At 48.9% G+C, this 13,230-nt stretch carries 13 protein-coding genes; 8 read left to right on the plus strand and 5 right to left on the minus strand.

All coding sequences use genetic code 11. From position 1 onward, the window contains the following. Positions 1–37: 37 nt before the first annotated feature. The 4 genes from rpoH to ftsY form a co-directional block, all read right to left on the minus strand. Positions 38–895 (minus strand): RNA polymerase sigma factor RpoH, encoded by an 858-nt coding sequence (rpoH, locus tag ACUZ8J_RS20455; RefSeq protein ID WP_011624492.1) that lies wholly within the window; start codon positions 893–895, stop codon positions 38–40. 230 nt (positions 896–1,125) lie between these two features. Next, a complete protein-coding gene (ftsX, locus tag ACUZ8J_RS20460; RefSeq protein WP_011624493.1) occupies positions 1,126–2,091 on the minus strand; it encodes a permease-like cell division protein FtsX in 966 nt (321 codons plus the stop codon). Continuing rightward, entirely contained in the window at positions 2,088–2,789 is a 702-nt protein-coding gene (gene ftsE / locus ACUZ8J_RS20465; protein WP_011624494.1) for a cell division ATP-binding protein FtsE, read from the minus strand. The genes ftsX and ftsE overlap by 4 nt, the downstream gene beginning before the upstream one ends. A 3-nt stretch (positions 2,790–2,792) precedes the next feature. Next, on the minus strand, positions 2,793–4,418 hold the full coding sequence (gene ftsY, locus ACUZ8J_RS20470) for a signal recognition particle-docking protein FtsY (protein WP_446694806.1): 1,626 nt from the start codon (positions 4,416–4,418) through the stop codon (positions 2,793–2,795). Between the two features lie 213 nt (positions 4,419–4,631). On the opposite strand from ftsY, the gene rsmD reads away from it, so the two are divergent. Both rsmD and ACUZ8J_RS20480 read left to right on the plus strand, forming a co-directional pair. Continuing rightward, entirely contained in the window at positions 4,632–5,279 is a 648-nt protein-coding gene (gene rsmD / locus ACUZ8J_RS20475) for a 16S rRNA (guanine(966)-N(2))-methyltransferase RsmD (protein WP_446694807.1), read from the plus strand. A 1-nt stretch (position 5,280) separates the two neighbouring features. Continuing rightward, a complete protein-coding gene (locus ACUZ8J_RS20480; RefSeq protein WP_109286735.1) occupies positions 5,281–5,556 on the plus strand; it encodes a DUF1145 domain-containing protein in 276 nt (91 codons plus the stop codon). Between the two features lie 70 nt (positions 5,557–5,626). On the opposite strand, the gene cymA is transcribed toward ACUZ8J_RS20480, so the two are convergent. Further along, positions 5,627–6,190 carry a NapC/NirT family cytochrome c CymA gene (cymA, locus tag ACUZ8J_RS20485; RefSeq protein ID WP_086902435.1) on the minus strand — a complete coding sequence of 188 codons (564 nt, stop codon included), beginning with the start codon at positions 6,188–6,190 and terminating at the stop codon, positions 5,627–5,629. Between the two features lie 413 nt (positions 6,191–6,603). Between cymA and ACUZ8J_RS20490 the strand changes: the two genes are divergently transcribed. The 6 genes from ACUZ8J_RS20490 to ACUZ8J_RS20515 all read left to right on the plus strand — a co-directional run bounded on the left by ACUZ8J_RS20490 (position 6,604) and on the right by ACUZ8J_RS20515 (position 13,229). After that, positions 6,604–6,966 (plus strand): hypothetical protein, encoded by a 363-nt coding sequence (locus ACUZ8J_RS20490; protein ID WP_446694808.1) that lies wholly within the window; start codon positions 6,604–6,606, stop codon positions 6,964–6,966. A 102-nt stretch (positions 6,967–7,068) separates the two neighbouring features. Continuing rightward, entirely contained in the window at positions 7,069–7,524 is a 456-nt protein-coding gene (locus ACUZ8J_RS20495) for a DUF2057 family protein (RefSeq protein WP_446694809.1), read from the plus strand. 72 nt (positions 7,525–7,596) lie between these two features. After that, positions 7,597–8,073: a hypothetical protein gene (locus ACUZ8J_RS20500; RefSeq protein ID WP_011624501.1), complete on the plus strand. Its 477-nt coding sequence runs from the start codon at positions 7,597–7,599 to the stop codon at positions 8,071–8,073. 218 nt (positions 8,074–8,291) lie between these two features. Next, positions 8,292–8,552: a heavy metal-binding domain-containing protein gene (locus ACUZ8J_RS20505; RefSeq protein ID WP_023266436.1), complete on the plus strand. Its 261-nt coding sequence runs from the start codon at positions 8,292–8,294 to the stop codon at positions 8,550–8,552. A gap of 21 nt (positions 8,553–8,573) precedes the next feature. Further along, positions 8,574–10,082, plus strand: coding sequence for an efflux RND transporter periplasmic adaptor subunit (locus tag ACUZ8J_RS20510; protein WP_446694810.1), 1,509 nt, complete (start codon positions 8,574–8,576; stop codon positions 10,080–10,082). Positions 10,083–10,091: 9 nt separating this feature from the next. Continuing rightward, on the plus strand, positions 10,092–13,229 hold the full coding sequence (locus tag ACUZ8J_RS20515; protein ID WP_446694811.1) for an efflux RND transporter permease subunit: 3,138 nt from the start codon (positions 10,092–10,094) through the stop codon (positions 13,227–13,229). The last annotated feature ends 1 nt before the right edge of the window (position 13,230 follow it).

Below are 13,230 nucleotides of genomic sequence, written 5' to 3' on the forward strand. Positions count from 1 at the left end.
CGCAGCAGGTTTTTTTATGTTCTCACGCCGAGCCTAATTAGGCTTCCATACAAGCCTTAAGCTTGTTCATGGCGTTTTTCTCTAACTGGCGAATGCGCTCAGCCGAGACTTGATAGGTTTCTGCCAATTCCTGCAGTGTGGTTTTATCATCGTCTAACCAACGGGCACGCAGAATGTGCTGGCTACGCTCGTCTAAGGTTTTGATGGCCGATAATAAACGACCTTGGGCATTGGATTCCCAGTTATCGTTTTCGATATTTTCGGCTAAATCCGACGAATGATCTTCAAGATAATGCACAGGAGCAAAATCCTGCTCATCATCGTTATCACTGCTGAGGTCAAACGCAGGATCCTGCGCCGCCATACGTGATTCCATCTCAGTCACATCGGCCTTAGATACACCTAAGTTTTCTGCCACCATTGCGACTTCATCATCGCTAAACCAACCGAGGCGAGTTTTCGCTTTACGGATATTAAAGAACAACTTACGTTGTGCTTTGGTGGTAGCGACTTTAACAATGCGCCAGTTCTTCAGCACATATTCGTGAATTTCGGCTTTAATCCAGTGCACAGCAAAAGACACTAGACGGACGCCCACATCGGGATCGAAGCGCTTAACCGCTTTCATCAGACCGATGTTGCCTTCTTGGATCAAATCCGCCTGTGGCAGACCGTAACCTGAATAGCCCTTGGCAACATGCACCACAAAGCGTAAGTGCGACATAATCAGTTGCTTCGCCGCTTGCAGATCACCCGTTTCCTGCAAACGCTTGGCTAACTCATACTCAGTCTCAGCGTCTAACATTGTCATGCTAGTCACTGAATGGATATAAGCTTCTAAACTACTGCTGCCCTGAGGGACTGTTAGTGCCATTGATTGCGTTTGAAAGGTCATTCGCGCTCCTACTCTCTTACTACTTATCAAATATAAGTCGATTTCATCCTGTGGTTTAACTCAAAACACCTTGAGGATGAGCTGACGAACTATCGGCTAATTGACAGAGTATGTCAACCTTCGCTCGTCTGGGGTGTTACTTTTAACCCCGTTGAATAGACATTGCAAGTGAACAAAAGTTCATCGCTTGCCTTATCTACTCGTATTTTTAAACGATAAATGATTGATCATTAAGAGGGTTCAATCGCTCTTAAATGTTGCCTTACCGAAAGGTAAGACCCCAGCCAACCTAAGAAGGAGGCTAAGCCCACTAATTGTAGTAGTTCGGTAAAAGTCAGAGATTTCATCTCTAACTGACTGCCGTACAAACCGAGCAACTCAGCGAGGGCAGAATCTAGGTACCAAACCAATAAGTTAATGATAAGCCAAGCCAATACACCCCCAATGACCCCGTACCAAATGCCCGTATAAAGGAAGGGGCGTTGAATAAAGGACTCAGTGGCGCCAACCAGCTTCATCACTTCAATTTCGGTGCGGCGGTTCATAATCGCCAAGCGAATGGTGTTACCTATCACCAACACCACGGCGAGCACCAGTAAGGCAGCAATCGCCATCACGGTACGTTCGAGTAAGCGCACCACGGCTTGCAGACGCTCTAGCCATTCGATATCTAAGCGGCCAAAACTGATTTCTGGTTCACGCTCCAACTTAGACAACAACTCACGGGCACCCACTGGGGTCGAATAACGCTGAGTGGGCGTCACAGTAATCACCGCTGGCAGCGGGTTTTTATCAAGATAGGCTAACGCTTCACCAAACCCCGAAAGGCGCTGAAATTCCTCAAGCGCCTGATTGCGGTCGATATACTGCACCTTTTCGACTTCGGCATAGGCTCGGATACGGGTCAGCAAACTTTGAATTGTCTGCTCGCTGCGATTTTCATCGATAAACAGTGAAATCTCCGCCGCGCTGTTCCAAGAGCTAGTAATGGTCTCGGCATTTTTCACTAATACTTGCAGCGCCGCAGGTAAGCTTAAACTCACTCCGAGAACCGCCATGGTCATCAGAGAAGAAACTGGGCTGCGCCACAACTCACCCATACTCGCCATGGCTTGCTGCACATGACGAATAAAAAACATCACGATACGCCCCGAAATGGGCAACTTGCTGCGCGTTAATTTAGCGTTGTCACTCATTGCGCATCACCTCGAGCAGTCGCGTGTCCATGGTGTAATTCCTGTGCGCCGAGCATACGCCCTTGTTTCAGGGTAAAAGTGCGGTACTTCATCCGCGCAATCAGCCCCAAATCGTGGGTAGCGATAAGCACGCTAGTGCCTGCATCGTTAAAGGTTTCGAATAAGCGCAAGATATCCATCGACAACTTAGGGTCCAAGTTGCCCGTCGGTTCGTCGGCCAGCAATAATGGCGGTTTATTCACAATAGCGCGGGCGATACCGACACGTTGCTGCTCACCACCGGATAACATAATGGGGTTATGGCGCTCTTTGCCATACAAACCCACCATATCCAACGCGCCAGCGACACGTTTGCGAATCTCACCGTGGGAAAAACCTTCAATCACTAACGGTAAGGCCACGTTGTCGAATACGCTTCTGTCCATCAATAAATGGTGGTTTTGGAAAATCATCCCAATATTGCGGCGCAAATAGGGCACGTGTTTAGGACTGATTTTGGCAATATCGTGGCCATTAATCGCCACCCGGCCAGTGGTGGCACGCTCGATCACTGTGATTAATTTCAACAGGGTACTCTTACCCGCGCCCGAATGGCCGGTTAAGAATGCCATTTCACCTTTTTGTAGATGAAAATTCACCTCTTCCAGTGCCATTTGGCCACCAGGATAAATCTTACTGACCTGCTGAAAATCAATCATAAATTAGCTATCCGCTTTCTCTTGAGTGAACAAGGCATCAATAAATTCTTTAGAATTAAAGGTACGCAAATCATCAATTTGCTCACCCACGCCAATATAACGTAGCGGGATTTTAAACTTGTCGGCAATCGCAAACACCACGCCGCCCTTGGCGGTACCGTCGAGCTTGCTGATGGTCATGCCGGTAACGCCAACAGCCTCTTGGAATAGCTGCGCTTGGCTAATGGCATTTTGGCCCGTGCTCGCATCTAAGGTCAGCATCACTTCGTGCGGCGCCTCTGGGTCGAGTTTCTTCATCACCCGCACCACTTTCTTTAACTCTTCCATCAGGTGCGATTTGTTTTGCAGACGACCCGCAGTGTCGGCAATCAAGATATCAATCTTTCGGGCCTTGGCCGCTTGCAGCGCATCGAAGAGTACCGAGGCACTGTCTGCGCCCGTATGCTGAGCCACCACGGGAATATTATTGCGTTGACCCCAAACCTGTAATTGCTCAACCGCTGCAGCACGGAAGGTATCGCCCGCCGCTAACATCACAGACTTACCCTGACGCTGATATTGCTTCGCCAGTTTACCGATTGTGGTGGTTTTACCCACACCGTTAACACCGACCATTAGAATCACATAAGGGCCGTTAGCATTTTCAGGCACTAAAGGGATAGCGACAGGATCGAGCGTCTTCTGCATTTCATCACGCAGCAAATCATAGAGTGCTTCGGCATCTTTTAGTTGCTTGCGAGACGCGTGTTCGGTCAGGCTCTGGATAAGGCGTGAAGTGGTTTCAACCCCCACGTCGGCGATTAATAGCTGCTCTTCCAGCTCTTCAAACAGATCATCATCGATTTTTTTACCACGGAATAACCCGATGAAACCGCTACCAATATTTTCGCTAGTGCGCATCAAGCCGCGCTTTAACCGCGCGAAGAAACTTTCTTTGGCGGGTTTTGCCTGAGGTTCGGGTTGTTGCTCAAGGGGTTGTTCAGCTTGGACCTGTTCAGCAGCAGCTCGCTCTGCTTGGGCTTCTGCAGCAACTCTTTCGGCTTCTTCTTGTTCAGCGGCTAACTGCTCAGCCTGAGCTTGCTCCGCCGCTAAACGCGCGGCTTCGGCGGCTTGTTGTTCGGCTAAACGTGCAGCTTGCTCTTCGGCAATGCGCAGGGCTTCTGCTTCTGCTTGAGCTTGCTCCGCCGCTAAACGCGCGGCTTCGGCGGCCTGTTGTTCGACTAAACGTGCAGCTTGCTCTTCAGCAATGCGCAGGGCTTCTGCTTCTGCTTCTGCCGCTTGTTCTGCAGCAACTCTTTCGGCTTCTACTTGTTCAGCGGCTAACAGCTCTGCCTGCGCTTGCTCCGCCGCTAACCGCGCGGCTTCGGCCGCTTGTTGTTCGGCTAAACGTGCAGCTTGCTCTTCAGCAACACGCTGGGCTTCCGCTTCTGCTTTTTCGGCCGCTAATTTGTCGGCTAAAGCCTGTTCGGCGGCCGCCTTTTCAGCCGCGAGACGGGCTTCTTCAGCTTGCTGCTTTGCTAATGCTTCGGCTTGCTCGGTTTGCGATGGAGTAGAGACTGGGGTTTGCTCGACAACCTCATCTTGTGATTTATCTTTACGAAACCAGGAGAAAAAACCTTTCTTTGCCATGTGTAATTCCAGCGCTCTACTTCAGTGTTGAATTTAAAATAAGACCCTGCCGTTATACCAGATTACCGCGGCAATTACGCCCAAAAAGTCGGCAATTAGTTCTGCTCTATCAGCCTTCTCACCTTTTACTAGGAGTTTGATATAAAATAGTGGCCTTTATAAAGGTGGCATAGTCTACCACTTTCTTTCTTCAGGCAAAATCACGGGGGCACTTTGGCTAATAATCGTGCAAACAACAAGCAAGTGACCAAGAGTCAAACGGCCAACAAGAAAGCCGGTAGTGGGCAAGTGCGGATCATTGCCGGGCAATGGCGTTCGCGCAAACTGCCCATCCATGATTTAGACGGCCTGCGGCCGACCACAGATAGAGTCCGCGAAACCCTATTTAACTGGCTTGCCAATGATATAGCCCACGCAAGGGTGCTCGACTGCTTTGGTGGCAGCGGCGCCCTGGCGCTTGAGTCTCTCTCACGCTATGCCAGTTACGCCAAGATTATCGAGTTACAACGTCCTGCCGCCATGCAACTTAAAGCGAATCTCAATACCCTCAAGTGCGACAATGCCGAGGTACTCAACGCCGATACTCTAGTCGTGCTGCAAAATGGCTGCGACCAAGGGTTTGACGTGGTGTTTATCGATCCGCCTTTCCGTAAAGGCTTGGCAGAAAAAACCATTCAACTATTGGACAGCCAAGGTTGGCTTAATGATGGCGCGCTAATTTATGTGGAGATTGAGTCGGAATTAACTCAAATGGCAGTACCTGCGACTTGGCAACCGCTCAAAGACAAGACAGCAGGGCAAGTCAGCTATCGCTTATATCAATACCAAGCCGAAGACTCTCAGGCTAACTCCGAGGAATAGCATGTCGTTTCTGATCAATATGGGCAAAGCCATTACCTTAATCGCGTGGCTGATGATGGCTTATAACCTTGTTATGCCTTTTGCAGGCAATATCGGCATTATTCTCAATATCTTGCTCGGCATTACTTGCTTGATGCATTGCTTCCAAGTTGCCATCTTCCATATGCTGTTTAAAAACCTGCTGACACTACGCAAGCAAGATTATCTGCAAGTGTTTATCTTCGGCGTATTTAGCCTTTTGGCTTTTCGCAAACAGGTTTTATCCCAATCCAATTAATGCTCGGCAAGCAAAAAGCCCTCTTTCGAGGGCTTTTAATTTTAATATCAAGCTATTGAAGTGCTAAACCTTATCCTTTTGGATAGGGGTGAGCGACACCTTTGTGACAATCCACACAGGTCTTTCTTGCTTCAGGATCTTTCTTGAAGTTGTTGCTGTGCATTCTCACAGCCATTGGCTTCATAGTGTCAGGCTGGTTCTCGTAAATACGAGTATGGCAGTGTTGGCAGTTTGCAGAGTCATTACCACGGAAGTAAGCCAATGCTTTGTCTGCTTGCTCTTTGCGGTTTTCGTCTAACCAAGCTTGAGTGTTAAAGCCATCGATCGTTAAGAAACCGTATAAGTCTTTAGATACGATGATCTTCTTAATTAGGTAATCCACTGGACCGTGTGGTAAGTGGCAGTCTTGACACTGCACAGTCACACCCGCACGACCACCGCCGTGGGCAGAAGCTAACACTTCATCTTTCAATGAGTGGTTGCTATGGCAGCTCATACAGAATGCGTCTTCACTTGTCGCATGTAAGGTTTGCTGGGTTGCAAAGTAGCCCACAACACCGACAACAATACCGACGACGATCAGCGCCAGGATGGAATATTTTGCGCTTGGTTTAAATAGTGCACGCCAGTTCATCACTCTATCTCCAAAAAATATTGTCAAAATTAGTTTTTATAAGACTATTTTATATTTTTTCATTTATTAGAAATTTGATTTTAAGCCTAAAAATGCCCATTAATTTAAACTTAAAAGTGCAAAATGAGACTTAGGTCTAACTCTTAATACATAACTCACTCAACCCAGCTTAGCAGAGCTTGAGGGTACTTCAACTCACGCTAATACATTAATCATTATGCTAAGCGACCAATGATTAAGTACTACCTTATGAAGCTAAGGCAATGAAATCATTTTTAGAATACAAAAATGTGATCAAGACGACATTTAACCTGCAAAGCCACAGTGTGATACATAAAAAAACAAAATGAGTATGAAACTTTTCACCAACTTTAATGGTCATTAGAGGTAGACATTATTTTAAGTGAGTTTTTATGGCTAAGTTTTGGATCACCATAGCACTGTTATTTTCACTTATCGCCCAATCGGCGATGGTGAATGCTATGCCAACTTCAGCGATGAATGACTTCCACGATACGCCCAGCATGCAGATGGTCGATGGCAAGATGAAGTGTACTATGCCCGATTGTCCTTCGGACGAATGCATGCTGCATTGCCAAGACTCCCTCACCAACCACTGTAAAACCCATTGTCTCGCACAACTTTATCTCTCTACGTCACAACCCCAACTCGCACTGATGAACCATGCGAGTAAGCGTATTGCAGTCCAAAGCTGGGCGATTCAAACGGCCGATCTCGGGGTAACCACACCCCCTCCCAACTCCAATTTGCTGTAACCGATCTGTTTTAAGTTTTAGCAATTAAATCGATTCAATATTCCGCGATGATGACGCCACGATTGCGCGCTCACGCGATATAGCAAATTTTTGGAGTTTATTATGAAAACCACTTTAATCAACAAAACCTTAGTTGGCGCGACTTTAATCATGAGCACTCTGGCGATTAGCATGACGGCTAACGCAGCAACCCTAAAAGGTACAGAAACCCTCAATGTTGTCAGCATTAATGGTCAAGCCACTAAAGCGTTTAAACCCGTTGAACTGCCCGAAGGTAAAGTACTGGTTGAAGTTAAATATCAAGATGTATTCAACTACCGTGCGGACGACAGCGGCACTTGGGTGAAGTCAGAACCTTTATTCTTTACCTTAGATGTTGCATCTCAGTCTAATTACCAAATTAGCACGCCTAAATTAATCAGTGAGGCGGATGCGAGACGTTTTATTAAAAATCCCAGCATTCAATTAAGTGTGGATGATGCGACGCCACAGCCACAGCCATTGCAAAACCACAGCCAATTAATGGCGGATATGTTGGAAAACCATCCCTCAAAATAATTAAACCGTAGGAGTTTATAAACAGGGGCATTAACTGAAATGTGAGTTAACTCATTGCAGGATAATGCCTCTATGCTAAAATCGAGCCGTTCATTATTTGGAATATTTATGCATCACACACTAGGTCGTTCACTATTAGTCATATTCACTTTACTCGCACTCGTCGGGCAAAGTGTTGCGTCTAATGGTCACGCGATGGTGATGCGCTCTATGGAAATGAGCGCTATGGTTCATAACCCTTCCAGCCAAGGAATGGACCATGCCGCCATGATGCAGATGAACACAGAGAACCGAGCTGATTCAGGTGCAATGGCCAGTACAGATTGCTGTAACGATCAAATGCTTCCCGGCGCGAAGCAGCACTGCTGTGATGGCACCACATCTTGTCTTAATGACTGTGGACATTGTTTAACGATTTCAGTTGCCGGCACTCTTTTCAGCCCACACCTTTGGCCCAGTGTTGGACTGAGTGATACCCCAGTGGCCACTCCTATGCCTCATTTCCACTCTATCTCCCTGTCTTCGGCCTTCAAACCGCCGATAGCCTAGCCTGATTGTGCCCTTTTTCAGGGCGAACAACGCTAACAATTTATTTCGCCGTTTATTGTGGTGCACCAACAACTCAGCACCCAGAGTAAAGCAAAAGCGTAGTACTGATCCCGCTGACCGCTATGGCAGCCCTATTCGCGCAGGTTATCGGCGCAGAATAATACCAGTCACGTTTTATGCACTCATATTCGGCTACCAAACCCGATGGAGTGAACAATATGAAAACCTTAACTAATCTTGCCTTAGTTGCATTTTTAATGACCAGCACCAGTGTGTTTGCTACGGCAACGCCCCATGAGCACCACCATGACAATGCTGCGCCACAGGAACAAGCTCAAACCTATGTTTGCCCTATGCACCCAGAAGTGACAGGTAACAAAGGTGACACTTGCCCTAAATGTGGCATGAATTTAGAGCCAAAAGCGACTGAAGAAAAAATGGCTGACGGTGCAATGCACAAAGACCACGCGCACCACTAAGCTAGGCTGGAGATGAGGCATATGAAGCAATTTAATAAAGTAAAAAAGCCGGGCCCTAAGGCTGTATTGATACTCAGCAGCCTACTGATGGGAACGCCTTGGTTAACCCAAGCACAGCTCGTTAATGCTGCAACACAAGCTGAAGCGGGCCACGAACATGCGCGCGATACTAACAGCGCAAATCAAGTCAAAACCTACACTTGCCCAATGCACCCTGAGGTCGAAAGTCACGAACCCGGCCGTTGCCCTAAGTGCAATATGTTCCTCGTTGAGAAGGAAGAAGAGGAAGAGGCAAGCACTGCCGGCCAACATGCGGATCATCAAGCCAGTGGCGCAAGCCAAAATGCGGCGCAAGTCTTTGATACACCAACGCCTAAAGCCAATAGCTTAGTCAAAAATCAAAGTTCAGGGGCAACCATAAAATACGTCTGCCCTATGCACGCCCACATTATTAGCGATGTGCCAGGCACTTGCCCTATCTGCGGCATGAATTTAGAAAAGGTTGAAACCGGCGGTAATACCCAAGAAATCAACCTCAATGTCTCGGGCAGCATGCAACAGGCGCTTGCACTGAAAGTGGCCGAGGTTAAACGCGATACCCTATGGAAGTTTGTCGAAACCGTCGGCCAAATCGACTACGACGAGAGCCAAATCAACCATGTGCACGCCCGTGTTACTGGCTGGATTGAGAAGTTGATGATCAAATCCGTTGGCGACTCAGTCAAAAAAGGCCAGCTGTTATACGAGATCTATTCACCCGATCTGATTAACGCCCAGGATGACTATCTATTAGCGCTCGATACCGCTAAGTCTGCGGGTAATGGTAGCCGTTATCAGGATTTAGTCCGTAAAGCGGGATTACGCTTGTCACTACTTGGGATGAATGAAAAGCAAATTCAACAACTTGCAGACTCACGTCAGACCCAGTACCGCGTGCCTTTCTATGCCCTGCAAGATGGCATTGTCAAAGCACTCGATGTGCGCGATGGCATGTATATCCAACCCTCTACTGAGGTGATGTCGGTTGTCGACCTTTCCAAAGTGTGGGTGATCGCCGATGTGTTTGAAAACGAGCAAAGCTGGATTGCCCTAGGGCAGAAAGCCGAAGTCTCTGTTCCCGCCATGAATATCAGCGGTATCGAAGGCACCATTGACTATATCTACCCAGAGCTTGACCCCATCACCCGCAGCTTAAGAGTGCGTGTGGTGCTGAATAATACCGATGTCTCCCTCAGACCTAAGACGCTTGCCAAGGTCTCGCTCTTCGGCGGGCCCAATAAAGATGTGTTAGTGATCCCGCAGGAAGCCCTGATCCAAACGGGTAAAGAAAACCGCGTGATAGTGAAACAGGCCGATGACAGCTTTACCGCTAAGGCCGTGACGGTCGGCATGATGAGCCAAGGTAAGGCCGAGATAGTCTCGGGTCTCAGTGAAGGTGAACGCGTGGTGACATCGGGACAATTCCTACTCGACTCCGAGGCCAGCCTCAAGGGCAGCTTAATGCGTTTAAGCAGCGGCCATCAGCACTAGGAGCGGATTATGTTGAAATATATTATCGAGTCCTCTATCAGACAAAGGCTCATGGTGTTGATTATCGCCATGATGATCACTGTCTGGGGGATACAGGAGCTGCGTAAAACGCCGCTCGATGCCCTGCCGGACTTATCCGACGTACAGGTGATTATTAAGACTCCTTATCCGGGTCAAGCGCCAAAATTGGTTGAAGAACAAGTAACTTACCCACTCTCAACCGCCATGTTAGCCGTGCCCGGTGCAAAAACCGTGCGGGGTTTCTCGATGTTTGGTGACTCTTATGTGTATGTGATCTTCGAAGATGGCACCGACATCTATTGGGCGCGCTCGCGGGTGTTGGAGTATTTAAGCCAGATCAGCAGTCGCTTACCTCAAGGGGTACAACCCTCACTCGGCCCCGATGCCTCAGGCGTGGGTTGGGTATTTGAGTACGCACTGGTCGATCGCTCCGGCAACTTAGACCTGTCTCAGCTCAAGAGCTTGCAAGACTGGTATCTCAAACTCGAGCTACAAAGTGTTGCCGGCATCTCCGAAGTTGCGACCGTTGGCGGCATGGAACAAACCTATCAGATCGTGCTTGAGCCAGACAAGATGGCGATTTATAAGCTCGATATCGCCGCCGTTAAACAAGCGATCGATAAAGCCAACAGCGAGGCCGGTGGTTCTGTGGTCGAAATGGCCGAAGCCGAATACATGGTGCGCGCTAAGGGTTATCGCCAAACCTTAGAGGATTTCCGTGAGATTCCTTTAGGGATCACTAGCCCATCCGGCACAGGTTTATTGCTTAAGGATGTTGCGACCGTCCGTAAAGGCCCGGCTTCTCGCCGCGGTATTGCCGAGCTAGATGGCGAAGGTGAAGTCGTGGGCGGCATTGTGGTCATGCGTTACGGTGAAAACGCCCTCGCAACTATCGATGCGGTTAAAGCCAAACTTGAAGAGTTAAAAACCGGTCTGCCTGACGGCGTGGAAATCATTCCAACCTATGACCGTTCGCAACTGATCCAAAAGTCCGTGGATAACCTATTCAGCAAAGTGGTCGAAGAAATGCTGGTCGTGGGCTTAGTGTGTCTGCTGTTTTTGCTGCATGCGCGCTCAACCTTAGTGGCTGTTATCACCTTGCCGCTATCGATTCTCATCGCCTTTATCGTGATGAACAAAATGGGCGTGAATGCCAACATCATGAGCCTTGGCGGTATCGCCATTGCTATCGGTGCGGTCGTCGACGGTGCCATAGTGATGATCGAAAACCTGCACAAACATTTGGAGCATTTTAAAGCCGAGCACGACCGTGAGCCTTCGGTAAAAGAGCATTGGCGCATTGTGACCGAGGCTTCGATTGAAGTCGGCCCAGCACTATTTTTCTCGCTGATTATCATCACCTTAAGCTTTGTGCCCGTCTTCGCGCTAGAGGCGCAGGAAGGACGCTTATTCGCACCGCTCGCCTACACCAAAACCTTTGCCATGGCGGCGGCCGCGTTTTTATCTATCACCTTAGTGCCCATTCTCATGGGTTACTTTATCCGTGGGAAAATCCCAAGCGAGCGCAGCAACCCCATCAGTCGCGTGCTGATTGCCCTGTATCAACCGGCATTAAAACTGGTGCTTAAGTTCCCTAAAGTCACCATAGTGCTTGCCTTAGTGGCATTGGCGAGCGCTTGGTATCCTATGACGCGCATGGGCAGTGAGTTTATGCCCGCCCTCGAGGAGGGGGATTTACTCTATATGCCAACGGCACTGCCTGGGATCAGCGCCAGTAAAGCCGCCGAAGTGCTGCAACAGACCGACCGTTTGATTAAAACCGTCCCTGAAGTCGCCCGCGTATTCGGTAAAGTCGGCCGCGCCGAAACCGCAACCGATCCCGCGCCGCTGACCATGCTCGAAACCACGATTATGCTCAAACCCCATGACGAATGGCGTGAGGGCATGACCTTAGACGGCATCATTAATCAGCTACAGCAAACGGTGAAAGTGCCTGGTTTAACCAACGCTTGGGTACAACCGATTAAAACTCGTATCGATATGCTGTCGACAGGGATTAAAACCCCCGTGGGGATTAAGATCACTGGCGCCGATGTCAATGAGTTACAAACCCTAGGCGCTAAGATTGAGGCTATCTTAAGTAAAGTGCCGCACACCAAATCGGCCTACGCCGAACGCAGTGGTGGCGGTCGCTATATTGATATCAGCCCCAAACTCGATGTAGCCGCCCGCTATGGCATGACACTACAGGATATCCAAGATGTAGTACGTTACGCGATTGGCGGTATGGATATTGGCGAGTCGGTGCAGGGCTCAGAGCGCTACCCCATCAACCTGCGTTACCCACGCGAACTGCGTGACAATATCGAGAAACTGCGCGAACTGCCGGTGATCACTAAATCTGGCCATTATTTGCCACTGCGTAACTTGGCCGATATCGAAATTACCGATGGCGCGCCTATGCTTAAGAGTGAAAACGGCCGCTTAATTTCGTGGGTGTTTATCGATATCGAAGGCACTTCAATTGGTGAATATATCGCGGCTGCCAAAACAGCCTTGGATGAGGAACTCGTGGTTCCTGCCCGTTACAGCTACAGCTTTGCGGGTCAGTACGAGTACATGCAGCGGGTCGATGCCAAGCTTAAGCAAGTGATCCCCATGGCACTCGGGGTGATCTTTATCCTACTGATGATGACCTTTGGCTCGACCATGCAGGCCAGCATTATTATGCTCAGTCTTCCCTTCGCCCTCGTGGGTAGCACTTGGCTGTTGTATCTACTCGACTACAACATCTCGGTCGCCGTGGCCGTGGGGATGATTGCCCTTGCGGGGGTCGCCGCCGAATTCGGGGTGGTGATGTTGGTGTACCTCAATAACGCCATTAAGCATAGGCAAGAGAAAAACACCTACCACACGGTCGAGGACTTAAAAGAAGCCTTGATTGAAGGTGCGGTCATGCGGATCCGTCCAAAGGCGATGACAGTAGCAACCATCTTCTTCGGCCTCTTGCCCATCATGTGGGGCGCAGGTTCGGGTAACGATGTAATGCAAAAAATCGCCGCACCTATGGTCGGCGGTATGGTGACAGCGCCGATATTGTCGCTGTTTGTTCTGCCTGCACTGTATCTGTTGATCTACGCTCGCCAAATCAATAAAGCAGAATAAC

It is taken from the genome of Shewanella sp. Koi 1 (assembly GCF_052907445.1).

Excerpts from the sequence above, each read along its gene's own strand:
- rpoH (WP_011624492.1), bottom strand. The coding sequence starts at position 895 with ATGACCTTTCAAACGCAATCAATGGCACTAACAGTCCCTCAGGGCAGC.
- ftsX (WP_011624493.1), bottom strand. The coding sequence starts at position 2,091 with ATGAGTGACAACGCTAAATTAACGCGCAGCAAGTTGCCCATTTCGGGG.
- ftsE (WP_011624494.1), bottom strand. The coding sequence starts at position 2,789 with ATGATTGATTTTCAGCAGGTCAGTAAGATTTATCCTGGTGGCCAAATG.
- ftsY (WP_446694806.1), bottom strand. The coding sequence starts at position 4,418 with ATGGCAAAGAAAGGTTTTTTCTCCTGGTTTCGTAAAGATAAATCACAA.
- ACUZ8J_RS20480 (WP_109286735.1), top strand. The coding sequence starts at position 5,281 with ATGTCGTTTCTGATCAATATGGGCAAAGCCATTACCTTAATCGCGTGG.
- cymA (WP_086902435.1), bottom strand. The coding sequence starts at position 6,190 with ATGAACTGGCGTGCACTATTTAAACCAAGCGCAAAATATTCCATCCTG.
- ACUZ8J_RS20490 (WP_446694808.1), top strand. The coding sequence starts at position 6,604 with ATGGCTAAGTTTTGGATCACCATAGCACTGTTATTTTCACTTATCGCC.
- ACUZ8J_RS20495 (WP_446694809.1), top strand. The coding sequence starts at position 7,069 with ATGAAAACCACTTTAATCAACAAAACCTTAGTTGGCGCGACTTTAATC.
- ACUZ8J_RS20500 (WP_011624501.1), top strand. The coding sequence starts at position 7,597 with ATGCTAAAATCGAGCCGTTCATTATTTGGAATATTTATGCATCACACA.
- ACUZ8J_RS20505 (WP_023266436.1), top strand. The coding sequence starts at position 8,292 with ATGAAAACCTTAACTAATCTTGCCTTAGTTGCATTTTTAATGACCAGC.
- ACUZ8J_RS20510 (WP_446694810.1), top strand. The coding sequence starts at position 8,574 with ATGAAGCAATTTAATAAAGTAAAAAAGCCGGGCCCTAAGGCTGTATTG.
- ACUZ8J_RS20515 (WP_446694811.1), top strand. The coding sequence starts at position 10,092 with ATGTTGAAATATATTATCGAGTCCTCTATCAGACAAAGGCTCATGGTG.